At 63.2% G+C, this 22,249-nt stretch carries 19 protein-coding genes and 1 pseudogene; 12 read left to right on the top strand and 8 right to left on the bottom strand.

Annotated features, from left to right (window positions below):
- Positions 1-47 precede the first annotated feature (47 nt).
- The 6 genes from ACVWYI_RS16710 to ACVWYI_RS16685 all read left to right on the top strand — a co-directional run bounded on the left by ACVWYI_RS16710 (position 48) and on the right by ACVWYI_RS16685 (position 7,030).
- A complete protein-coding gene (locus ACVWYI_RS16710; RefSeq protein WP_247345544.1) occupies positions 48-1,295 on the top strand; it encodes a hypothetical protein in 1,248 nt (415 codons plus the stop codon).
- Complete coding sequence (locus ACVWYI_RS16705) at positions 1,292-2,392, top strand: hypothetical protein (RefSeq protein ID WP_247345542.1); 1,101 nt, start codon at positions 1,292-1,294, stop codon at positions 2,390-2,392. Before ACVWYI_RS16710 ends, ACVWYI_RS16705 begins: the two co-directional genes overlap by 4 nt.
- A gap of 11 nt (positions 2,393-2,403) precedes the next feature.
- Positions 2,404-3,789 (top strand): esterase/lipase family protein, encoded by a 1,386-nt coding sequence (locus tag ACVWYI_RS16700; protein WP_456662644.1) that lies wholly within the window; start codon positions 2,404-2,406, stop codon positions 3,787-3,789.
- A 335-nt stretch (positions 3,790-4,124) separates the two neighbouring features.
- Positions 4,125-5,864 (top strand): ATP-binding protein, encoded by a 1,740-nt coding sequence (locus tag ACVWYI_RS16695; protein WP_247345535.1) that lies wholly within the window; start codon positions 4,125-4,127, stop codon positions 5,862-5,864.
- Positions 5,865-5,969: 105 nt separating this feature from the next.
- On the top strand, positions 5,970-6,551 hold the full coding sequence (locus ACVWYI_RS16690) for a peroxidase-related enzyme (RefSeq protein ID WP_247345533.1): 582 nt from the start codon (positions 5,970-5,972) through the stop codon (positions 6,549-6,551).
- The gene (locus tag ACVWYI_RS16685) at positions 6,548-7,030 is read left to right on the top strand and encodes an MgtC/SapB family protein (protein WP_456662643.1); all 483 of its coding nucleotides are present in this window, start codon (positions 6,548-6,550) and stop codon (positions 7,028-7,030) included. The genes ACVWYI_RS16690 and ACVWYI_RS16685 overlap by 4 nt, the downstream gene beginning before the upstream one ends.
- A 138-nt stretch (positions 7,031-7,168) precedes the next feature.
- On the opposite strand, the gene ACVWYI_RS16680 is transcribed toward ACVWYI_RS16685, so the two are convergent.
- The 3 genes from ACVWYI_RS16680 to ACVWYI_RS16670 form a co-directional block, all read right to left on the bottom strand.
- Complete coding sequence (locus tag ACVWYI_RS16680; RefSeq protein WP_456662642.1) at positions 7,169-9,475, bottom strand: hypothetical protein; 2,307 nt, start codon at positions 9,473-9,475, stop codon at positions 7,169-7,171.
- Between the two features lie 284 nt (positions 9,476-9,759).
- The gene (locus ACVWYI_RS16675) at positions 9,760-9,903 is read right to left on the bottom strand and encodes a hypothetical protein (protein WP_247446726.1); all 144 of its coding nucleotides are present in this window, start codon (positions 9,901-9,903) and stop codon (positions 9,760-9,762) included.
- A 151-nt stretch (positions 9,904-10,054) separates the two neighbouring features.
- The gene (locus ACVWYI_RS16670; protein WP_354103805.1) at positions 10,055-10,681 is read right to left on the bottom strand and encodes a ParB-like protein; all 627 of its coding nucleotides are present in this window, start codon (positions 10,679-10,681) and stop codon (positions 10,055-10,057) included.
- 262 nt (positions 10,682-10,943) lie between these two features.
- Between ACVWYI_RS16670 and ACVWYI_RS16665 the strand changes: the two genes are divergently transcribed.
- The 6 genes from ACVWYI_RS16665 (at position 10,944) to ACVWYI_RS16640 (ending at position 15,726) form a co-directional block, all read left to right on the top strand.
- Complete coding sequence (locus ACVWYI_RS16665; protein ID WP_247345517.1) at positions 10,944-11,285, top strand: hypothetical protein; 342 nt, start codon at positions 10,944-10,946, stop codon at positions 11,283-11,285.
- Positions 11,286-11,517: 232 nt separating this feature from the next.
- A complete protein-coding gene (locus ACVWYI_RS16660; protein WP_007592476.1) occupies positions 11,518-11,805 on the top strand; it encodes an acyl carrier protein in 288 nt (95 codons plus the stop codon).
- Between the two features lie 10 nt (positions 11,806-11,815).
- Positions 11,816-12,286 (top strand): 3-hydroxyacyl-ACP dehydratase FabZ family protein, encoded by a 471-nt coding sequence (locus ACVWYI_RS16655; RefSeq protein WP_456662641.1) that lies wholly within the window; start codon positions 11,816-11,818, stop codon positions 12,284-12,286.
- Positions 12,283-13,485: a beta-ketoacyl-ACP synthase gene (locus ACVWYI_RS16650; protein WP_456662640.1), complete on the top strand. Its 1,203-nt coding sequence runs from the start codon at positions 12,283-12,285 to the stop codon at positions 13,483-13,485. The genes ACVWYI_RS16655 and ACVWYI_RS16650 overlap by 4 nt, the downstream gene beginning before the upstream one ends.
- Positions 13,486-13,507: 22 nt before the next feature.
- Positions 13,508-14,785 (top strand): beta-ketoacyl-ACP synthase, encoded by a 1,278-nt coding sequence (locus tag ACVWYI_RS16645; RefSeq protein ID WP_456662639.1) that lies wholly within the window; start codon positions 13,508-13,510, stop codon positions 14,783-14,785.
- Between the two features lie 8 nt (positions 14,786-14,793).
- Positions 14,794-15,726 carry a lipid A biosynthesis lauroyl acyltransferase gene (locus ACVWYI_RS16640; RefSeq protein ID WP_456662638.1) on the top strand — a complete coding sequence of 311 codons (933 nt, stop codon included), beginning with the start codon at positions 14,794-14,796 and terminating at the stop codon, positions 15,724-15,726.
- Between the two features lie 49 nt (positions 15,727-15,775).
- Here the strand turns inward: ACVWYI_RS16640 and tnpC are convergent.
- The 5 genes and pseudogenes from tnpC to ACVWYI_RS16615 form a co-directional block, all read right to left on the bottom strand.
- Positions 15,776-17,237 (bottom strand): annotated as a pseudogene (tnpC, locus tag ACVWYI_RS16635) (IS66 family transposase).
- Between the two features lie 147 nt (positions 17,238-17,384).
- Entirely contained in the window at positions 17,385-18,497 is a 1,113-nt protein-coding gene (locus ACVWYI_RS16630) for a polyamine ABC transporter substrate-binding protein (RefSeq protein WP_456662637.1), read from the bottom strand.
- 4 nt (positions 18,498-18,501) lie between these two features.
- Positions 18,502-19,680 carry an aminotransferase gene (locus ACVWYI_RS16625; RefSeq protein ID WP_456662636.1) on the bottom strand — a complete coding sequence of 393 codons (1,179 nt, stop codon included), beginning with the start codon at positions 19,678-19,680 and terminating at the stop codon, positions 18,502-18,504.
- A gap of 7 nt (positions 19,681-19,687) precedes the next feature.
- A complete protein-coding gene (locus ACVWYI_RS16620) occupies positions 19,688-20,014 on the bottom strand; it encodes a rhodanese-like domain-containing protein (protein WP_015686918.1) in 327 nt (108 codons plus the stop codon).
- A 170-nt stretch (positions 20,015-20,184) separates the two neighbouring features.
- The gene (locus ACVWYI_RS16615) at positions 20,185-22,113 is read right to left on the bottom strand and encodes a potassium transporter Kup (protein ID WP_456662635.1); all 1,929 of its coding nucleotides are present in this window, start codon (positions 22,111-22,113) and stop codon (positions 20,185-20,187) included.
- Positions 22,114-22,249 lie beyond the last annotated feature (136 nt).

Below are 22,249 nucleotides of genomic sequence, written 5' to 3'. Positions count from 1 at the left end.
CGAGCAGCAGCCAAGCGCTCGGTGCGCCGGGAGTCGGGGGAAGCTCGATGGCCAAGCAATCCGGGAGCACGGGTTCGGCCGGCAGTTCGACGCCGGGGGGATCGATCGCCACCATTCGCGCATTCGGCATCGAAGACACCGACATCAAAAATCCCGAACTCCTCCCACGCCTCGCGCAGGAGTGGACCTATCTCCTGCGGGTTCGCTCGCGCTGGGCTTCCGATTCCGACTTGCGCAAATCCATCGGCAAACGTGCCGCCAAGGACCTCGCCCGCGTGGGGGTATCGTCCAAACGGTTGCAGGACCTGGCGCATGTAGACCGTATCGAGGTCGAACTATACGACTGGGATCGTCAAGATAAAGAGGCTTGCGCGATCCACGAAGCCGCCTGCGAAATTCCCTGGGAATACCTGCTCAGCGCCGGCACGCGCACAGAGGGCCGTTATCACGGCACCTTGATCTCGCGGCTCTTCAGCAGCGGTTTTGCGAAGGTCAAGCCTCACCCCCCGAACAGCGTCCTTTTCGTCGAGAGCGCGCCCGGACGCTTCGGTGACAAGTACGACTTCAAGGACGAGGAACAGCGTATCGATGCCGCGGTCGGTGCATCCAACAGACCGGACGACGACCCATACCGCATGATTCTGCGAACACCCCAGAAAACTGAACTCACCGAGAAAGTCCGCAGTGCGAACTGGGAAGCGATCCACGTCACCGGGGTCGATACTCACCATGCCGGGTGGATCATCGATGATTTCTATCCGAACATGAAGAAGAACAACGAGGCGCTCTTCAACACGATCATCGACAAGGCCGGACGGCTGCCTGATGGGATGATCCTTCGCCAGGCCCACGAAAGCGAGCTTCCCGTTCTGTACGAAGAGCTTGCCGAGACCCTTGTGAACCCAACCACCCCACCCCGGATCGTGACGCTCAATCTTTACTATTCCGGTGCGCGTATCGCGCGCGAGTTGGTCAGGAAGGGAGCCCATGTCGCCCTCGGTTTTCTCGACGAGATCGATGACGATGTCGCGGAGCTGTTCTTTCAAACATTCTATTGGAACTGGTGCCACGGAACGGATCAACTGATTCTGTCGATTCCGGATGCGTTCCTGATGTCGTGGAAGGCGATGCCGTTGGACGTGCATGGCACGTCGATCGTGATCTGGATGGGACGCAGTATTTTCGCGCCGGGCACCGAATCCATCCCGAAGCCGACATTGAAATCCAGTCCGGCTAAGAGATCTAGTCCGGCCAAGAAAAAGGCATCTTCCCGAAAGAAGAGGGCAGCCTCATGATTCCGATCAAGGTGGACCTGGGGGTCGCTCCGGAAATCAACTACTCCCTGCTGCACAACAACAGGACCTTGCTCGATAAGTTGACGCTGACCCGGCTTATTCAGCATCCTGTCGATGCGATCACGATTCAAGTCGAGCTCTGCGTCGGCGCCGAGAACTATCCTTACCGCCTTACGATCCCGGTCATGACAGAGTTGCAGCTGCCGCTGTCCTCCAAAGTGATCGTTCCCCTCACCGCCGGCCTGACGCGCTCGCTGCATGAGCGGGTGCAGTCGGCGGTGTACGTGAAAGTGACTTGCGCAGGAGAGACGGCGTTCGAGGAAACCAGACGTGTCACGCTGATCCCCGTTGACGAATGGATCGATGACACCAAGAACAACCCGTGGCTGCCCTCCTTCGTGCTGCCCAGAGATCCCGCAATTCTTGCGATCATCCGCGCCTCGCGACGCTACCTGATCGGCATTCTCGACGATCCCGGAGCCGGCTTCGACGGCTATCAGCAGGACGAGGATGGCGCCGTCGACCGCCAGGTTCAAGCCATCTGGACCGCGCTCGTGAACGAGTATCGCTTCCAATACATCAACCCTCCTCCTGCCTATTCCGAGCAGAGTCAGCGGCTGCGCACGCCGAGCGAGATCGTCGCGTCCAACACCGGCACCTGCATCGACCTCGCGCTGCTGCTCGCCTCGTGCCTCGAATATGTCGGCATCTTCCCAGTCGTAGTGCTGCTCAGCGGACATGCCTTCGTCGGCTATTGGCGATCGGAAGAGGCGCATGACGACTTCGTGGACGTGATCAAGATACCGGCAACGGTGCCGAGCGTCGGGGACGCGGCCACCAGGGACGCGGGACTGCCCTACGTCGATCCCTACGGCTGGAGGCTCACCAAGATGAGTTACGCCGAGATCATGGCCTATGTGACGTCGGGCGACCTCGTGATGCTGGAAGCCACCTACCTGACCGGGGCCTACAGCTTCAAGGACGCGCAAACCGAAGGACGGGCCAATCTGCGCAGCCAAAAGGAATTCGACAGCATGCTCGACATCCAGCACGCACGAAGCCTGAACGTCACCCCGCTTCCGATCATCGATGAATGACGGCATCGCACATGTCACAGTTTGTTGCGGAAGACCCCGGACGTTTCCTGTCGCAGATCAAGGCGGTCGCGGACAACGACGACCTGTTCGTGCCTCTCTATGTCGATCACGACGACAGGATGGACTCTGTCGCCGGCCTGCGCCGACGCAGACGGCGCGCGTCCAACACACCCGACGACAACATCCTTGCGGCTTCGCTGGTCGAGGAAAACGGTGTCCTGCGCTGGTATGACGGCGTTCCGGCACGCGCGGAAGCGCCACAGCGCCGTCGACGCGCACGGCGAGCCGGAGGGCCGCCGCCACTTCCCGATCAGACAGTGATCCTGACCAAGGAGTTTCCAAGGCTCCAGCCGAACAGGGTCGCCGCAGCCATCGGCGCTATCGACATGCGCCTCAACACCGCAATCGATGTTTCGCTGCGCTCACACATACGCCAGCTGCGGGGCGGCCCGTCCAACTTCGTCATCGACGCCGCCGATGCCCACGGCCCCTTCAAGGGGCGCACCTTGCTGCTGGTCCACGGCACCTTCTCGAGCGCCGTCAACATGATCGGCGAGTTCCAGGCCACTGCCGACGGCCAGGCGTTTCTTGGCGCCGCCCTGAACGGGCCGAACAAGTACGATCAGGTTCTCGTCTTCGAGCACGCGACCCTTGCCGTCAGCCCGGTTCTGAATGCGCTCGAGCTTGGACGCGCATTCGTCGATGCAATTGGACAAATCGACGTCATCGCCCATAGCCGCGGCGGCTTGATCGTGCGGTGGTGGCTGGAGGCGTTCGGCCGCTCGCTCGCCGCCACGACACGCGTCGTCTTTGCGGGCTCGCCGCTCCACGGCACCTCGCTTGCCGCGCCCGACAAGCTCCAGCATGCGCTGAGCCTGCTTTCCAATATCGGCACCTTCGCCGAGAAAACGTTACAGCTCGCCGGTGGGGCCAATCCGTTCCTGTGGGTTGCCGGCAAGCTGGTCGAGGTGGTGATGACCGTCACCGGCACGCTTGCCCACACGCCGCTCCTTGACGGGCTGGTTGCGCTGGTTCCAGGGCTGTTCGGACAATCCATGATCGAAAACAATTACGAGCTCAATCTGCTGCGGCTCGGTCCCTGCACGACTCAGCCCGCCTACTTCATCGTGCAGTCGAATTTCGAGACGACGGATCCCGGCTGGCAGTTCTGGAAAAATTTCAGGGCACTGCGGATCGGCGACCTGGCCGCCGACGAAATCTTTCCCGACAAGAACGATCTCGTGGTCGATACAGTCTCGATGTCGGACCTGGGAGCGACGGGCTTCCCGCTCGCCATCCACGGCGTCGAGGATTTCGGCAACTCGCCCGACGTTTGGCACTGCAATTATTTTCGCCAGACCAAAACCATCGGCTTCATCCGGCGCAGCTTGGCCTAATCCCCCGGAATCGACGGCTTTGTCGCAAGCTCGCGGAACAGCGCGCGCAATTGCCGTCGCAGCGGCACCAGCGGCTTCGACGCGGCACCTGTACGCGCAGAAAGGTCGATGTCAGATCATATGGTAAATCATTCCTTAACCCACCCGCACCCCAACCGGCCCGGAAAAGCGGCATTTCCCGGCCGTTTCCGCCCATAAGCATGCATTAGGAACAAACCTCACGGCCAAATTGTCGCGGATTTAAGGAAGCGCGCGCGGTTGCCGTTTAACCGTTTGTCCAGCGACGGCCGCGCATAGTCCGGGCAAAGCACTTGCTCTTGCCAGGTTCATTCATTGTGACATCCTTTGGACGCGTGATTTCGGTTCGCGGATCGCTCGCGCGGGTCGGGCTGCTGGCTGAAAGCCGGATGCCGGACTCGGAAGTTCGGGCCACCGTCGGCCGTTTCGTCAGCATCCGCTGCGCCAGCTCGGTCATCGTCGCGATGATCACCGAGGTGTCCTGCGAGAACCTCTCGAGCACCGACAATTTGATCGCAATCGCCTCGGTGGACCTGCTGGGCGAGATCCTCAATGCCGCCGGCAAGGCCAAATTCCAGCGCGGTGTCACCAACTATCCGACCATCGGCGATTCCGTCGACCTGATCACGAGCCAGGAGCTGCGCACGATCTACGCGCCGACCGGCTCCGACCAGATCAATGTCGGCTTCCTTCAGCAGGATAGCTCCGTCGTCGCCTATGTCGACATCGAGGAAATGCTCTCCAAGCACTTCGCGGTCCTGGGATCGACCGGCGTCGGCAAATCGACCGGCGTGTCGCTGCTGCTCAACGAGATCCTCAAGGCACGCCCGAACCTGCGTATCTTCCTGCTCGACGTGCACAACGAATATGGACGCTGCTTCGGCGACCGCGCGCTGGTGCTCAACCCGCGCAATCTGAAACTGCCGTTCTGGCTGTTCAATTTCGAGGAAATCGTCGATGTGCTGTTCGGTGGCCGCGCCGGCGTGCCCGAGGAGCTCGACGTCCTCGCCGAGGTCATTCCGCTCGCCAAGGGCGTCTACACCCAGTACCAGAATGCCGACCGCATCGGCCTGAAGCGCATCGATCCCAAGCAGATCGGCTACACCGTCGACACGCCGGTGCCCTATCGCCTGGTCGATCTGATGTCGCTGATCGACGAGCGGATGGGCAAGCTCGAAAACCGCTCCTCGCGTATCATCTATCACAAGCTGATCTCCCGCATCGAGGCGGTCCGCAACGACCCGCGCTACGCCTTCATGTTCGACAACGCCAATGTCGGCGGTGACACCATGGCCGAGGTGATCAGCCATCTGTTCCGCCTGCCGGCCAACGGCAAGCCGATGACGGTGATGCAGCTCGCCGGCTTTCCGGCCGAAGTCATCGACTCCGTCGTCTCGGTGCTGTGCCGGATGGCCTTCGACTTCGGCCTGTGGAGCGACGGCGTTTCGCCGATGCTGTTCGTCTGCGAAGAGGCCCACCGCTACGCCTCCGCCGATCGCAATGTCGGCTTCGGGCCGACGCGCAAGGCGGTGTCGCGCATCGCCAAGGAAGGCCGCAAATACGGCGTCTATCTCGGCCTCATCACCCAGCGTCCCGCCGAACTCGACGCCACCATCATCTCCCAGTGCAACACGCTGTTCACGATGCGTCTTGCCAACGAACGCGACCAGGCGCTGCTGCGCGCCGCGGTGTCGGATGCGGCCGCGAACCTGCTCTCGTTCGTGCCCTCGCTCGGCACCCGCGAAGTGCTGGCGTTCGGCGAAGGTGTCGCACTGCCGACACGGCTGCGCTTCAAGGAGGTGCCGCCGCACCAGTTGCCGCGCGGCGAAGCCACCATCAGCAGCGTGCCGTCCGTCACCTCCGGTCACGACATGCATTTCGTCGGCGCCGTGCTCGAGCGCTGGCGCGGCGCCACCTCGCAGCGCGACGTGCCGAACGACCCGGTGTTCTCGGCGCCGCCGGCCAAGACGCTCTCCAACGTCGAGGCGCCGATGCTGCAACCGTCGATGGGGCTGGACCCGGACCGTTTCTCGCTGCTGAAGAAGCCGCTGCGGTAAGGCAACGCTGCGTCCCCAACCTCGCAAGGGCGACAGCCCTTGGCCAAGTTGAGCACGACGCCCGCATCGACTATGGTTGCCGGCCCCAAGCCGGAATCCATACCAATGACAAAGTCCGCCGCGCAACGCTTCCCCGCTCCCGCCCTCGACGCGCTCCCCGACGATATCCGCACGCGCCTCCTCGCCGTGCAGGAGAAGAGCGGCTTCGTGCCGAATGTGTTTTTGACGCTGGCCTACCGCCCGGACGAGTTCCGCGCCTTCTTCGCCTATCATGACGCGCTGATGGAGAAGGACGGCGGACTCACCAAGGCCGAGCGCGAGATGATCGTGGTCGCGACCTCGGCCGCCAATCAGTGCCAGTATTGTGTGATCGCGCATGGCGCGATCCTGCGCATCCGCGCCAAGAACCCGCTTATTGCCGACCAGATCGCTACGAACTACCGCAAGGCCGACATCACGCCCCGGCAGAAGGCGATGCTCGACTTCGCGATGAAGGTCTCGGCCGACGCGCAACGTACCTCCGAGGAGGATTTCGCAGCACTTGCCCCGCATGGCTTCAGCGACGACGACATCTGGGACATCGCCGCGATCTCCGCTTTCTTCGCGCTGTCGAACCGGCTCGCCAATTTCACCGGCATGCGGCCGAATGAAGAGTTCTATCTGATGGGACGCTTACCGAAGAAATGACCGAGCTCGACTGGCCCGAAATCCTTGTCCGTCTCGGCGCAGCGACTGTCGCCACCGGAGCGATCGGGCTCGACCGCGATCTGCACGGCAAGCCGATCGGGCTGAAAACGCTCGGCATCGTCGGGCTCTCCACTGCGACCGTCGTGCTGCTGGCGGTGCAGTTCGCCGAGCCGGGCAAAATGACCGATGCCACGAGCCGGGTCATCCAGGGCATCCTCACCGGCATCGGCTTTCTCGGCGCCGGCGTCATCGTGCACGAGGGCCACCGCTTCCGCGTGCGCGGCCTGACCAGCGCCGCCTGCACCTTCCTCGCCGCCTGCATCGGCATCGCCTGCGGCGCGGGAGAATGGAAGATCGTCCTGGTGGCGCTGGCGCTCGCCTTCGTGCTGTTGACAGTCGGCCGCCGCATCGAGCGTCTTCTGCACCGGATGGTCGGCGGCAAGGACGAGGCGCACGAAACGGAAATGCCGGAACATTAGAGCGAGTTCGATACTGGCGGATCACCGGTTCGGTACCGGTGATACTGTGGCAACGCGCTGGGCGCTGCATTCGAATGAGCCAGGATCGGAAAAGCCATCCTGGCGGGAGTCCGCGAGAACGCAGCGCACGTGTATGCGTTAGAACTGGGCTTGGCCTACAACGCCGGCGGGGCGACCGCTAACGATGATAATGCCGCGTTCGGCAAGTGACCCGCCGCGTCCGTCCGGCGCGGTTACCGTGATAAGGTGCCGTCCGTCCTGCAATTGCGCGACGAGTTCGTACCCAAGGCCTAGGTCGCCGTCCAGATCCGAATGCCACCGAATTTCATCGGACCGGACAACACCGAGCCCGCGGCAGTCGATCATCGCGCCCAACGGCACGGCGCCTGGCGCGATCGGACACTGGGGATCAGGCAGTCGCAGATAGAGCCGGCGACGGCTGCGCTGCAGCTCGAATTGAGAGCTGTCGGCGCTCGCGCTCCGAAATTCCGCGGTTGCGATGGCGCGGAAGAAACAGCGTTCGCCGCCCGGCAAGCGTTCGCTTTCCACCAGCACCTCGCCATCTGGAGGATCAAACGCGACCGGTTGCCATGTCTCGCGATCATCACCGCTGAACAGCACGACTATCGACGGCTGGGCCCGCGGATGACGCGCGTGCACGCGCAGCGCGAGGAATTGGTCCCGCCGTTCGGGGCCGCTCATATCGACCTGCGGCGGTTCGCCCACTTCGAAAGTCGCGAGCGGTTCGCGGCCATCATGCAACGAGATGGCAGCGACTTCCTCGCTCGGCCATTCGATCGCTTCATGCAGATCGTAGAACGGCTCGCGGTCGAGCGGAACGGCTACACCTCCTCCACAACAGCCGCAGGTCGCTTGCGCGCGTGTGTAGAGACAATGATGAGTCGCAATGATCCGGCGATGGGCATCGAGCAGATCAACCGAGAGCGGCGAAATGGCGCCATCGCTCGGCCGTGATACCATGCCGGCGGCTTCGATCCGGTAAGCCTTGCGAATCTCGATGCGGTTCTCGTCGCTGACGCGGCGATGCACCCGCACTGCCAGGATCAGGAGCGAACGAACGCGACGCGGATCGGCCGGTGCGGATTGGTGATTCTCGCGCGCATTAAGGATCTTCAGATAGGTGTACGGCGAGATCCACTGCTTCGACTTGTAGGACATGACGTCGGATGTGTCCGACGGGCCGAACAGCGTCGGCGGCGTCGTTCCTGGATCGATGCCGACTTCGCCGATGGAGGTCTTGCTTCCGCCATAGTTTGGATAGTTCGGGTCATCGCTGCTGTCGCCTGGCACCGCGACGTGGTTGCAGGTGAAGACGTGTCCCATCTCGTGGGCGAAAATGAAATCGTAGGCAAAACGTGTGTCGCTCCCCGCAAAGGCGGCGCCGACGCCTTCAGCGCGACCGCACCCCGTGTTGTAGGAGCCGGCAGCGGCGGGAACAGCTGCGCTCGGCACAAACGCGAAGACAATATCGCCGAGCTGGAACAGAGCGGTGAAGATGCGCGTGACAGCCAAGTCAGCGAGCAGGCCGGTCCACGCGGTGTTACAACCTCCGCCCGTCGCGGCGGACGCAAACGCTGCCGAGCTGTTCGTCGATGTGCCAAGAATCGTCGTCTCAAAATAGGGAAACGGCAGCATCCGTTCGGCCGTGCGCATCGTGCTGAGCATAATCGCGTCGGCGGGGCTCGTAACGTTGCCGGAGCTGTCGGTCCAGTTGACCCTGGCGACGGCGACACGCGGCGGCCGCACATCCATAAAATCGATATAGCGCCCGGTCGTGGCGCGGTCCTGGGGCGCGGATAAAGCGCCGTCGCTGCCAGCACGCCAGAGCCGGACGGAGAGATAAAAGTGGCCGGTCCGGCAATACCATGCTGGCACGAAAAAATTCAGCGACGAATTGACGTGCGCGAGGTGGAACGCAAGCGCGCCGGGTCCACCAACTGGGACCGTCAACTCGTTGTCCCACAGCTCGCGCGAGAGCTCGTTACGCGCGCCGAGCCGGGTCCCGTCGGCACGCGTAGGGCCGGTGCGGTAAACGATTCGATCGCCAACCGAAAGCACCAGCTCACCTGTAACGCGTGCGCCAGTGAGTGTGTCCGGCTCGGCAACGCCGGGCTGCACGTATGGATAGGCACGCACCACCAGCGGCTTGAGCCCAACGAGCGGGATCGAATTGTCGTCGCCGTAGCTGACGCCGACGGCGCCGTTGTACTGGATTGATTGGGTCAACTCGAGGCCGGCCAGCGCGAGGTGTCGCCTGGGCCAAAGTACGTCCGGAAGCTGATGCTGCGGGTCCCAGGGGAGCGGTAGTTGCTCGAGATCCGACTGCACTGGCTTGCCGCGAAAAGGGCCAGCAAGCTGCCGAGCGACCGCCGCCACGATTGCGTCGAGTTCAGGACGATCTTGGGCGTTCATCTGGCGCTCCATGAGTGTCGGGCGCAATTTTCAAAGCGTCGGCCGCAACGTTACCGGGGTCATGGAAAACTCTGCCATCCGCAGCATGCGGCGCCTTTCAGCCCCCGCGGGTGTGATGCAGAACCCTGCGTGGATAAGTGTGAATGAACTACGCAAAGGTTCATTGGTTGGGGACCTATGTGAGGTTCCCAAGGTCGCTTCATCGCCTTCCCTTGCGCTGAAGCGTTTTCGAACGAAGTGGGTACCGACGCCCGGCCCTACTACCGCTGCGTTGGCTACGGGCTGCGACTATGCCGTTAGCGCTTCGCCATCAACTCGAGCGCCGGCGCAAAGCGCTCGGAAAATGTCAATGTCCTGGTGTGATGAACTGCGGCAAACGAGGCCGAGATCCCTGCTGAGGCGACCGCGAGCAAGGCAACGGCGAAAACCAGACGGCGCATTCCTGCCTCCTGTGTGAGCTCAATTACCTCATAGATGGACCGGCTCTGTTTCAGGACCGCTTCATGGGGCGCGGGAAATGATTTCGCTCAAGCGGCTGTGATGAGGTCCGTTTTGTGGTGCCGCACGCCGTGCTGAAGTGAGCGTCTCGCCCTAATCATCCTCCGCCGGTCCGCACCAGCCGGGCAGATAGATCGCATCCTTGCTCTTGGCTGAGGACATCGCCTTCTCGAGCGACTTGTCGAAATCGGCATCCACCGCCTTGCGCGACAGTTTTCGGCGCAGATAGTCGGCCCACAGGAATTCGGAGAACGGCGTGGTGTCCTTGGCGAAGCCGCCCATGCGGCGAAGCTCACCGGCAAGGCTCCGGAACGGATCGTCCTTGAGATCGACGATCGATTTCGGCAAGTCGCGGAACGGCCGCCGCTCGCCCTTGGCGTCGTAGGGATAGACCCAGCGCTTGTTGTCCATCACGCCCCAGAACGCCTCGCGCTCGACCATCCTGAGGTCGCCGACGATGGTGACCAGCACCTCCTTGACGCCTTCGTCATGCAGCGCGCGGCCGAGATGATGATGGTCGATCACGTAATAGCGCCCGTCGGGGCCGTGCACGACGGGGATCATGTGCCTGCCGAGCAGATCAGCCTGCTTCTTCTTGTCGTGCTCGCGCCAGCGCTTGCGCTTCTCCTTGACCTCGCGCATGCCGACCGTCATCTGCGTCGGCCGAAGCGACAGGATCGGCACCGGATGCACTCTCGGCTCGCGCGTGTTGGTGGTCATGGTCGAAGGGCCCTTCCATGGTTGCAACTGGGTGGTTCAGGTTCCCTGGACTAGCCACGGGCTTCGCGCCGGCAAATGCATTCAGCCGGCCGCAGAGTTATTGCAACGCACCGCCTGCAGCCCGGACGTCGGTTCCGTGATCACCGCAGCCCGAGCAGGATAGTGCGAATGCGCAATGCACGTGCGCGTTGAGAAGATTTTCTGCAACGCGTTCACCACGTATGCTATCTAAAAATCGCTGCTTCGGAGTGATCCCTGCACCATGAAAACCCAGCGGCCCATAAGCTCGGATGACGAGCACCGGGTGCTCCAGTTCAGGCCGCGCACCTCGCCTTCCCCGACGGCCTCCCGGGGCAACGGTACCGTGCAGCAATTGCGCGTCGGGCCCGAGCCGCTCGACCTGTCGCGCTACGAGCAGGCCCGCCCTGAACCGGACGATTTCCGCCATCGCATGCTCGCCAACATCGCAGCACTGGCCTTCACCATCGCGCTGACCGCGATCGGGATCTGGCTTGCGGTGAGCATCGCCGATCTGCGCCGGACCCAGGATTGCGTGCTGATGGGCCGCCGCGACTGCCTCAAGATCACGACTCCGCACGCCTAGGCGAGATATCTGGCAGCACCCGCGGCCGGTCCTCGACCGAACGGGTACCCGCCGGCATCCCCAGCCCTGTCCCCACCCCATCCGGCTCCATTGAACTCAGGGCGGCGCTCCGATATACGGGCTTTCGACCCGGCCAGAGGGGGGTTGAGGGCGTCATCAGGGGCGCGATGCAGACCCACCGTTCCCCTCTGGAAAATCCGACAAATATCAGCAAAATATCAAAGGCTTAGTGATGTCCTCCACATTCGATCAGGTCGCTACGATCATCGCTGAAACCTGCGACATCCCGCGCGACACGATCACGCCGGATAGCCATGCCATCGACGACCTCGGCATCGACAGCCTCGATTTCCTGGACATCGCGTTCGCGATCGACAAGCAGTTCGGTATCAAGCTGCCGCTGGAAAAGTGGACCCAGGAGGTCAACGACGGCAAGGCGACCACCGAGCAGTATTTCGTGCTAAAGAACCTGTGCGCCCGCATCGACGAACTGGTTGCGGCCAAGGGCGCGAGCGCGTAAGCGCGCGGTCATGCAACTCGAATATTTCCACATGATTGATCGCGTCGTCGACCTCAACATCGACGCGCAGACGATTGTCGTCGAGGCGCTGGTCCCGAAGGAGAGCACCATCTTCGAGGGGCACTTCCCGGGCTATCCCCTGATGCCCGGCGTGCTCCTGATCGAATCGATGGCGCAGGCCTCGGGCTGGCTTCAGCTCGGCGTGCTCAAGTTCGAGCGCATGCCGATCCTTGCCGCCGTCAAGGAAGCCAAGGTCCGCGGTTCGGTGTTCCCCGGCGATCTCATGAGCATCGAGGCGAGCCTTTCGCATCAAGGCTCGGGCTACGCGGTGACCGAGGCCAAGATCAAGGTCGGCGGCAAGCTGCGAGCGAATTCGACGTTGACGTTCACGCAGATTCCCTTCCCCAATGCGGATATGCGCTCCCACATGGACGCGATCGCGAAACGCGTCGGCTTTCCGCAACAGGCCGTATCGCCATGACTGAGACTGCTTCGAAGCCCGGCCCGACGGAAGTCTGGATTACCGGCATTGGCCTTGCCACCTCGCTCGGCGAGGGCCTCGACGCCAACTGGGCCGCGCTTCAGGAGAAGCGCATCAATGTCGATGAGAAGGGCTTTGCGCCCTACATCGTGCATCCCCTGATGCCTGTTACCTACGACAGCCAGATACCCAAGAAGGGCGACCAGCGCCAGATGGAAGCCTGGCAGCGCATCGGCGTCTACGCCGCAGGCCTTGCGCTCGATTCCGCTGGCATCAAGGGCAACAAGGACATTCTGTCGAAGATCGACATGGTCGCCGCCGCCGGTGGCGGCGAGCGCGATCTCAACGTCGACACCGGCGTGCTCACGGCCGAGGCCAAGGGCGCCAACGCGCCCGGCTTCCTCAACGAACGCCTGATGAGCGATCTCAGGCCGACGCTGTTTTTGGCGCAGCTCTCCAATCTGCTCGCCGGCAACATCGCCATCGTCCACGGCATTGGCGGCACCTCGCGCACCTTCATGGGCGAAGAGGTGGCGGGCGCCGACGCCGCCCGCATCGCGCTTGCGCGCATCGCCTCGGGCGAGAGCGACATCGCGCTGATCGGCGGCTCGCATAATGGCGAGCGCAAGGACCTGATGGTCCTCTACGAATTCGGTGACTTCAACCTGAAGGACAAGTTCGCTCCGGTGTGGGCGCGCGAGGACCACGCCGGCTTCGCGCTCGGCTCGGCCGGCGCGTTTCTGGTGCTGGAATCGAAGGCGCATGCGGAAGCGCGTGGCGCAAAGCCGTTCGCAAAGCTGTCGAGCGTCATTGCCGACCTCGCCCGCCGCAAGCAGCCCGGCGACATGGCCGCGACGCTGGAGAAGCTTTGGGCGAAGCTGCCGAAGCGCGACGGCAAGGGCGCGATCATATCCGGCGCGACCGGCGCGGAGCCCGCCACGAGCGAAGAGCGCGGCTTCCTGAAGGGCCACGCCGACTTCCCGGTGCGCTCGACCGGCACGATGTTCGGCCACACCATGGAAACGCAATTCCCGCTCGGCCTTGCGCTCGCGGCGCTGTCGATCTCGCGCGGCGCGCTGTTTCCGCCGAACGATTCGACCGGGACCGAGATTGAAATGCAGGGGGCGCCCACCCAAATTGTGGTCGTGGGGGCCGGACACTGGCGCGGCGAAGGCATGGCGCTGGTCGAGGCAGTTTAGTTAGCTCTATCGGGGGATCGACATGACTGCACCACGCGACAAACTCGGGCGTCCCGTCGTCGTCGTCACCGGCATGGGCATCATGACCTCGCTCGGTAACGGCAAAGGCGACAATTGGGCGAAGCTCGTCGCCGGTGAATCCGGCATTCGCACCATCACGCGCTTTCCGGTCGACGGCCTGAAGACCACGATGGCCGGCACCGTGGATTTCGTCAGCGTCGATCCGTTCTCCTCCACCGGTCTGTCCGAGCGAATGGCCGAACTGGTGACGGAGGAAGCGCTCACGCAGGCCGGCATCGGCGCCAAGGCTGATTTCCCGGGTCCCCTTTTCCTGGCGGTTGCGCCGGTCGAGGTCGAATGGCCGCAGCGTCGTGAGCTCGGCCGCGCCGTCGGCGCGCTCGACTTCACCTATGACGATCTGCTGCGCATCTCCGGCGGCGGCAAATACAGCGCCTATCATCACCGCTTCATGTTCGGCTCGGTCGCCGCCCACCTCGCCGAGACCTTCGGCACCAAGGGCTCGCCGATCTCGCTGTCGACAGCCTGCGCTTCGGGCGCGACCTCGATCCAGCTCGGCGTCGAGGCGATCCGCCGCGGCGAGACCGACGCCGCGCTGTGCGTGGCGACCGACGGCACCGTGAATCCGGAGGCGCTGGTGCGCTTCTCGCTGCTCTCGGCGCTGTCGACCCAGAACGATCCGCCGCAGGCAGCCTCCCGCCCCTTCTCCAAGAACCGCGACGGCTTTGTCATGGCCGAAGGCGCCGGCGCCCTCGTGCTGGAAAGCTATGAAGCCGCCACCGCGCGCGGCGCAAAAATCCTCGGCGTGATCGCCGGCTGCGGCGAGCTCACCGATTCCTTCCATCGCACCCGCTCGTCGCCCGACGGCAAGCCGATCATCGGCTGCATGAACAAGACGCTGGCCGATGCCGGCATGACGCCGGACCAGATCGACCACATCAACGCGCACGGCACCGCGACGCCCGAGAACGACAAGATGGAGTACAATACGACATCGGCCGTGTTCGGCGAGCTCGTGCAAAAGATTCCGGTCACCTCCAACAAGTCGATGGTCGGCCACACCATCTCGGCCGCAGGCGCGGTCGAGGCGATCTTCTCGCTGCTGACGCTGGAGCATCAGCGCATCCCGCCGACGATCAACTACGACAATCCGGATCCCACGATCCTGTTCGACGTCGTCGGCAACAAGGCGCGCGACGCCCGCGTCACCGCGGTGATGTCGAACTCGTTCGGCTTCGGCGGCCAGAACGCCTCGCTGATCCTGACCCGCGAACCGGCCTGACCGGACGCATGGCGCTGCTTCCTGCGAGGACGAAGGCCCGCGCGCGGGAAGTCGCCAAGTCGATCGGTGGAGGCCTGATCGGCGCTGCCACCGTCGGCATGCTGCGCACCACGCGCTATTTCGATCCGGCCAAGACCTCAGACTTTTTCGCGCGCGTCACCAAGCTGATCGGGCCGCGCCTGCGCGAGCATCGGATCGGCCGCGCCAACCTCACAGCCGCCTTTCCGGAAAAGTCGCCCGAGGAGATCGAATCCATCTTGATGGGCGTCTGGGACAATCTCGGCCGCGTCGGCGCCGAATTCGCCCATATGGACCACGTCTGGGACTATGACCGCGATCATCCGGAAAACAGCCGGATCGAATTGCCCAAGCATAGCATCGAGCTGTTCGACCGCATCCGCGACGACGGCAAGCCGGCGCTGATCTTCGCAGCCCATCTGTCGAACTGGGAATTGCCTGCGCTCGCGGCGGTTGCGCATGGGCTCGACACGGCGATCCTCTACCGCCGGCCGAACATTGCTTCCGCCGACCGCATCATTCAGGAGATGCGCCAGGTCAACATGGGCACGCTGATCCCGGCGGGACGCGACGCGCCGCTACGGCTCGCGCAGGCGCTGAAGGACGGCAAGCACGTCGCCATGCTGATCGACCAGTATCTGACCGGCGGCGTCGAGGTTACCTTCTTCGGCCGCAAGACCCGCGCCAATCCGATGTTGGCGCGCCTCTTGCGCCAGGTCGATTGTCCCATCCATGGCGTCCGCATCATCCGCCTGCCCGGCAACCGTTTCCGCGCCGAACTGACGGAAGAGATCCCGCCGGTGCGCGACGCCGACGGCAAGATCGACATCCAGGGCACGACCCAGGCGATCACGAACGTCGTAGAAGGCTGGGTCCGCGAGCATCCCGAGCAGTGGCTATGGCTGCATCGGAGATGGCGGTAGTGACCGTCATTGCGAGCGAAGCGGTAACTGCCCAGGTCCGTTTGCTCGGTTAGGCGACGCTGAGTTTGTGGATGAGTTGTGTGGGGCATCGGGACAATGTTTCGAGCATGTTCCATCCGCGCTTTCGAGCGGTACCGATCAGGGTGCGAAGCGTGGCGAAATTGTCTGCGCCTTGTGAGGTGCGGAAGCCGGCGCAGAGATCTTCTGCCGCAATTTCATCATCCGAGCATCGCGCTCGGCCTCGTTGTTGGTAAACGGCACCGCCGAGTTGTGCAGAAACAGCAGCACCGCCTCTTTATGTAACTTGAGGCGCAACAGGAGATTATGGCCCGTGCGCCGTCTGATCCGCCCGCGCTTGATGTCGCGAGGCAGCGCGGGTAGCGCCTCGTGCCAGGCGATACCGGCGCGGATAATGCGGTCATAAAGTCGCTCGGCGGCGCGGATTCTGTTGGGACGCAGCGCGCCTGTCTGATCGGTTGGATGCTCTGACGCCAGATTGACCTCGTGGCACAGGCAGCGGAGCAACCCGCGCATGCGCCGGGCCCAGGCCTCGCCATCGATGTCCACCAGCGCCGTCAACTCGCGCAGGTGATGCGCATTGCACAGCGCATGCGTGACACCGGACATCTGAAAAGAAAATAGGATGTCCAATGGTCGTGCACAACGATATGCGCCGCTTGCGTCAGCACCTCGCCGCGCCTGGGTGAGACGCGATAATGCACCAGCCCATTGATCCCGGCGGTGCCCGCGACATGCAGCCATTGCGGCGTGGCGCCCACCCAGAACCCGGTCTCATCCAAATGCTTGACCGGTGCCCGGCGGATTTGCTCGCAGACTGCCGCAGCGAAATCCTGCGTCCGGCTGGCAGCCCGGGCGATCATTTGTCCGATCGTGCCGGCCGAGATGGTCACGCCAAACAGATCGGAGAGGATTTGCCCGAGCCGATCTTCAGGCAGAAACTGTCCCGCCGACAGATAGGTCACCACAGCGGCCAACCGGACGCCATATTGCGCCGGCGCCCTTACCTCGGGTGGAAACGATCCTGTCGTGACCGCGCCACAGCCGCTGCATTTGCAACGATGGAGCTGATGCTCCGTGACGAGCAGCGGCGCCGGCGCCGGCAGATCGAACACCTGACGGCTGCCGACAAGTTCCAGCAGTTCACCCTCCAGCGCCATTCGGCAGCGCCCGCATCTAACAGGGCGATGCATGATCGTATGATCGACCCGTTCGGACCGCTTCAAGTGTTTGCCTGCATGGCCGGGCTGGCCGCCGGGCTTCTTCAACCCTCGCTCACGCAGGCTCTGTGTCCGGCGAGAAGCCTGGCCCGGTCCATCGCTCGAAGGCGGCTTGCTGCTATTGGAGCTATCCAGACCAAGCCGACGCTCCAGATCGGCCACACGCACCGTCAGCAATGCGTTCTGCTGCTCCAACATCAGGTTGCGCTCCTGCAACTCCCCAATCAGAGCCAGCAGGGCATCCACAGACAATGAGGAATTTGGCGGCGTCACCCATACCTTGACTCACAAACACATGTGGTCAGTCAAGAGAATACAAACGGCCACCTGGGCAGTTACGCGTAGCGAAGCAATCCAGACTGTCAACGCGGAAAGATTCTGGATTGCTTCGCTTCGCTCGCAATGACGGAACGCGGCGCCTCAACGCCCCGTCTTCACCTTGATCCAGAGCCGGTTGATGACACGTTGGGTCGCCGGCTCACGCGCGGTGATGACGAACAGTTTTGAAAGCGTCGCCTCGTCCGGATAGATGTTCTTGTTGTTCAAAATTTTCGGGTCGACCAGCTTCTGGCTGGCGAGGTTGCCGTTGGCGTAGGACAGGAAGTCCGTGTTTTTGGCGGCCACGTCCGGTCGGTAGAGATAGTTGATCAGCTCGTAGGCTTCCTTGACGTTCTTGGCATCCGCGGGAATCGACAGATTGTCGAAGAACATCTGCGCGCTCTCTTTGGGAATCGCGTAGCCGATCTCGATGCCGCCTTTGGCTTCGGCGGCGCGGGCGCGGGCCTGCATGATGTCGCCGGACCAGCCGACCACGAAGCAGATCTCGCCGGTCGCGAGCGCGCTGAGATATTCGGACGAATGAAACTTGCGCACGGAGGGCCGAACCTTGGCGACGACATCGGCCGCCTTCTCAAGGTCCGCCTGCCTGGTCGAGTTCGGATCGAGCCCGAGATAATTCAGCGCCGCCGGAAAAATGTCGTCGGCGGAGTCGAGCATGTGGACGCCGCAGTCTTTGAATTTTGCCAAATTCTCCGGCTTGAACACGATGTCCCAGCTGTCGATCTTCGCGGCCGCTCCCAGAATCTGCTTCAGCTTCGCGACATTGTAGCCGATGCCGGTCGTGCCCCACATGTAGTTGGCGGCGTAGACATTGCCGGGATCGTAGATCGCGAGACGTTCGGTCACCACCGACCAGGCATTGGCAAGGTTCGGCAGCTTCGACTTGTCGAGCTTCTGGAAGATATTGGCCTTGATCTGGCGCTGGAGGAAATAAGCCGTCGGTACCACGACGTCATAGCCGGACTTACCGGCCATCAGGCGCGTCTCCAGCGTCTCGTTGGCATCAAACGTGTCGTAGACCACCTTGATGCCGGTCTCCCTGGTGAAGGCATCGAGGACGTCAGGCGCCACGTAGTTCGACCAGTTGTAGAAGTTGACGACCCGCTCTTCGGCCCCGGCGGGACCCGGGAGCCACGCCAGCGCCGCGGCGAACGCGAGACCAAGGCGAGCCCCTGAGCGGCTGACGTTCGTCATCTCCCTACCTCTTGCGCCTGCGCACCGCGTCCGACAGCCGCTCCAGCGCGGTGTCGAGCGTCTCGTCCTTCTTGGCAAAGCAGAAGCGCACCACCGAGGTCACGGGGTCCTGCTCGTAGAAGGCCGAGACCGGGATGGCCGCGACCTTGTAGTCCTTCACGATCCGCCAGCAGAACTCGGTGTCGCTCTCGTTAAGCCCGAGCGGCGACAGGTCGACGGTGAGGAAGTAGGTGCCCTGCGACTTCAGCACGGGGAAGCCGAGGCTCTCCAGCCCCTTGGCGAGGCGGTCTCTGCTCCGCGTCAGGTCCTTGCGCATTGACAGGAAATACTCGTCGGGCTTGCCGAGGCCGTAGGCGACGGCGGCCTGGAGGTTGGGCGCGGTGGTGAAGGTCAGGAACTGGTGCACCTTGGCGGCGACGCGCAGCAGCGGCGGCGCGGCGCAGACGAAGCCGATCTTCCAGCCCGTCAGCGAGAAGATCTTCCCGGCCGAGCCGACCTTGATGGTGCGATCACGCATGCCGGGGATCGTGATCAGCGGGATGTGCTTGTGCTCGTCGAAGGTGACGTGCTCCCAGACCTCGTCGCAGATCGCGATGACGTCGAACTCCTGGCAGTAGCGCGCCAGCAGCTCGAGGTCTTCGCGCGGAAACACCACCGCGGACGGATTCAGGGGATTGTTGAAGAGCACCGCCTTGGTCTTTGAACTGAAGACGCTTTTCAGCATGTCCTCATTCAGCCGCCAATGCGGCGGCTCGAGCCGGACCAGGCGCGGAATGCCGCCGGCCTGGCGGATGATCGGCAGATAGGAATCGTACACCGGCTGGAAGCACACCACCTCGTCACCGGGCTGGACCACCGCGAGGATGGCCGAAGTCAGCGCCTCGGTGCCGCCGGAGGTCACCATCACCTCGCTCATCGGATCGAGCTTGAGGCCATGCCAATGGTCGTAGTGCGTGGCGATCGCCTGGCGCAGTTCCGGCAGGCCCATCATCGACGGGTACTGGTTGTAGCCGTTCAGCGATGCATCGGCCGCGGCGCGGCGGATGTCCTCAGGACCGGGATCGTCGGGAAAACCCTGGCCAAGATTGATGGCGGCGTTGTCGCGAGCGGCCTGCGACATCGCCTCGAAGATGGTGACGGGAAGGTCGGCGAAAACGTTGTTCAGGGACGAGCTCTTGGTCATCGGCCGGTCAGCCACCGACCTTGCTGGGAAGACCCGCCGCCTTCCAGCCCAGCATGCCGCCGGCCAGATGCTTGTCATACGGCAGGCCTGCCGCCTGCGCCGCGAGCGAGGCCGTGACCGAGCGTTTGCCCGAGCGGCAGGCGAACACGACCTCCTTGCCGGCGGGATCGGGGATCGCCTTGGGATCGAAGGTCGAGAGCGGCACGACGACACCGTAGGGATAGGCCTCGGCTTCCACCTCGTTCGGCTCGCGAACGTCGACGAGGAGATAGCGGCCCTCCGCGACACCCTTGGAGACCTCGTCCGGGGTCAGATCCTGTACTTGGTTTGCCATATCATCCTCCAACGTCGCAGCCGCATCCGGGGTGATCCCCGCGGGCGGCAACCTCGCCTCTCGGTGAGCGAAAATCAAGCGCTACAAAGGCTTGGGCTCATCCGTGCAAGTTAAAGTTAAATCGCAGCGACTTGAAATGCGACCTTCAAATGGCGGATCAGATCGTCGCTTTAGATCGTTACCTGGGTCCCGACCTCGACCACGCGACCGCTGGGGATCTGGAAATAGTCGGTGGCGTCGTTGGCGGAACGGCTGAGCGAGATGAACAGCCGGTCCTGCCAGCGCGGCATGCCGGAATGGGCGGCCGGCTTGAGCGCCCTCCGCGACAGGAAGAACGAGGTCGACATGATGTCGAACTGCCAGCCGAGCTTGCGGGCGATCGCCAGCGCCTTCGGCACGTTGGGCGATTCCATGAAGCCGAACTTCAGCGTCACTTTGGAGAAGGTCGGCGAGATCTGCTCCAGCCTCACCCGTTCGGCCGGATTGATGCGCGGGGTCTGCGCGGTCTCGATGGTGAGAATGACGTTCTTCTCATGCAGCACCTTGTAATGCTTCAGACTATGCATCAGCGCGGTCGGAGCGCTGAGGGGATCGCTGGTCAGGAACACTGCGGTGCCAGGTACGCGCTGCGGCGGCCGCTTCTCCAGCATCGCCACGAGGTCGGCGAGGGGGAATTCGAGCTTGCGTGACTTCTCGAACAGCAGCCGGCTGCCGCGTCGCCACGTGTACATCAGGATGATCATGAGCGCGCCGAGCGCCAGCGGCACCCAGCCACCCTCGAACACCTTGAGCAAATTGGCGGCCAGGAACGTGAGATCTAAGAACAGGAACGGCGCGATCAGGGCGGCAGCCGTGAACGGCGACCACTTCCAGACCTTCCAGATCACGACGAAGCCCATCATCGCCGTGACGACCATGGTGCCCGTGACGGAGATGCCATAGGCCGAGGCCAGCGCGCTGGAGGAGCGGAACAAGAGCACCAGCAGCACCACCGCGAGCAGCAGGAGCTGGTTGATGCGCGGGATGAAGATCTGGCCCGAATGGGCTTCAGACGTATGGCGAATTTCAAAGCGCGGCAGCAGGCCAAGCTGGATCGCCTGGCGTGTCAGCGAATAGGCGCCGGTGATGACCGCCTGGCTCGCAATGACAGTTGCGGCGGTCGCCAGCACGACCATGCAGCCGCGGAAAAAGCCTTGCGGAAAGAGCTGGAAGAACGGGCTCACGATCGCACCGGGATCGCCGAGCACGAGGGCGCCCTGCCCCAGATAGTTCAGCGCCAGCGACGGCAGCACGATGGACAGCCAGGCGATCTGGATCGGCCGCTTGCCGAAATGGCCGAGGTCGGCATAGAGGGCCTCGGCACCGGTGACCGCCAGGAACACCGCGCCCAGCGTCACGAAGCCGATGATGCCGTGGTGGAACATGAAGGACACGGCGTAGAGCGGGTTCAGCGCGTACAGCACCTGCGGCTGCTCGATGATCGGGTGGATCGCCGCTGCCGCGATGACCGCGAACCAGACGCACATAATCGGGCCGAAGAAGGCGGCGACGCGAGCTGTACCGCGGGACTGCACGGCGAACAGTCCGACCAGGATGATGATGGTCAGCGGTACGATGTAGGGCTCGAAGCGCAGCGTGACGTCCTTCATGCCTTCGATCGCCGACAGCACCGAGAGCGCCGGCGTAATCACGGCGTCGCCGTAGAACAGGGCGCCGGAAATGATGCCGAGCAGGACGATGGTGGCTCCGCCGGTGCCGACCGCACGCTGGGCCAGCGCCATCAGCGCCAGCGTGCCGCCCTCGCCGTTGTTGTCGGCGCGAAGCAGGATCACGACGTATTTGAGCGTCACCACGACGATGAGCGCCCACAGGATCAGTGAGAGCACGCCGAGCACGGCTGCTTGCGTCGGCACGCCCTCCACGCCGGAAGCCGCCATCACCGCCTCGCGGAACGCGTAGAGCGGGCTGGTGCCGATATCGCCATAGACGACGCCGATGCTGCCGAGCGTCAGCGCACCGAAACGGGCGGTCGTGTGGGCATCGCCATGCCCATTGGCCGCCGCCGTTTCCGGGGCGGAAATCGCTACGTCACTTGTCATGGGAGAGCCTGGTGGCCTCTAGAATGCTTCACTGCACAATGGCGGAAGGGCGCGCGGCTTATAGGCCTGCGCTATCGGCATAGCCTAGCCTGATTCTGGTCCTTAGCCATGCAATTCTGCATTGCTCAGCCGATCG

Source organism: Bradyrhizobium sp. LB13.1, from assembly GCF_054056815.1.
This window is presented reverse-complemented; position numbering and strand designations above follow the sequence as displayed.